This window comes from Kitasatospora sp. NPDC059803, from assembly GCF_042732255.1.
Lineage (GTDB): Bacteria > Actinomycetota > Actinomycetes > Streptomycetales > Streptomycetaceae > Kitasatospora.
In genome coordinates, this window is sequence record NZ_JBHWIJ010000420.1 from 1 (window position 1) to 999 (window position 999).

Consider the following 999-nt stretch of genomic DNA (forward strand, 5'->3'; position numbering starts at 1 on the left):
GTGCGCGCCGTGCCGCTCGACGTAACCGAGCGAGCCCAACTCGTAGAGCCGCTGCAGCACGTCGTGCGGGCGGTGTCCCGGCAGCCCGGCCCCCCCCCCGCTCGGCGCGCCCGCCCCCCGCGCCCGGGCCGGCCCCCCCCCCGTGCCGTCGGCGCCCTCGTCCTCCGCCCCGCTGACGCCCTCCCCCTCTGCCTCGTCGACGACCCACCCCGCCAGCCGTTCGGCGACCCCGGACACGCCGAGCCGCCCCTCCCGGATGGCCCGGGCGAGGCTGCGCACCTCGCGGGCGGTGGTGGCGACGGTGCAGCCGCTGGCGACGAGGTAGGCGTAGGCGGCGGCGGTCGCGTAGAGCTCGTTGGTCTTCTCCAGGGCCGGCACCCGGATCAGCTGGTGCATCAGGGCGGCGGCGCGGTCCTGCGGTTCGGGGTAGACGTCGATGTCGAAGATCTCGGCCTGGTGCCGGGCGACGGCCGCGAGCAACGACCCGTAGTCGGTGACCTGCGGGTCACCGGGCGTGTACTGCTCGGCGGTCATGAGCAGCCACGAGAGGTCGACCTCCAGCTTCAACGGCGCACGTCCTTCAGGTCGCCCGGCTCCGCGAACTCGGCCAGGAAGGCCGTCTCGTACTCCTTCATGAACTGGGCGGCGGCGTCGACGAAGGCCCGCCCCGCCTCGCCCATGTCCTGCTGGACCAGGCGCTCGATGTACTGGTTCATGCTGATCCCCTGCTGCTCCGCCCGTTCCCGGGCCATCTCCGCGGTCGTGGCGTCCACCCGGACGTTCAGCTGCTTCTTACCCATGAATCTCAAGCTAGCGCTGAAGTGCTAGCACAACAAGGGCGCACGCACACCGGACGGAGCGCCCACCCCCACGGACGTGCCCCCCCCCACAGACGTTCCCCGCACGGACGTTCCCCGCACGGACGCCGGGCGGGGGGGCCGCGCCCCGCGGGGCGCGGCGCGGGGGGGGGCGCGGGCGGCGCGGGGGGGGGGCGCAGTA

The 999-nt window shown here is 74.6% G+C and carries 1 protein-coding gene and 1 pseudogene; both read right to left on the bottom strand.

Annotated features, from left to right (window positions below; genetic code table 11):
* Nucleotides 1–198: 198 nt before the first annotated feature.
* Nucleotides 199–567, bottom strand: a pseudogene (locus ACFV6I_RS37085) (fic family toxin-antitoxin system, toxin component); the annotation flags it as partial.
* Nucleotides 564–800 (bottom strand): toxin-antitoxin system HicB family antitoxin, encoded by a 237-nt coding sequence (locus tag ACFV6I_RS37090; RefSeq protein ID WP_063347592.1) that lies wholly within the window; start codon nucleotides 798–800, stop codon nucleotides 564–566. The pseudogene ACFV6I_RS37085 and the gene ACFV6I_RS37090, both read right to left, overlap by 4 nt.
* Between the last annotated feature and the right edge of the window lie 199 nt (nucleotides 801–999).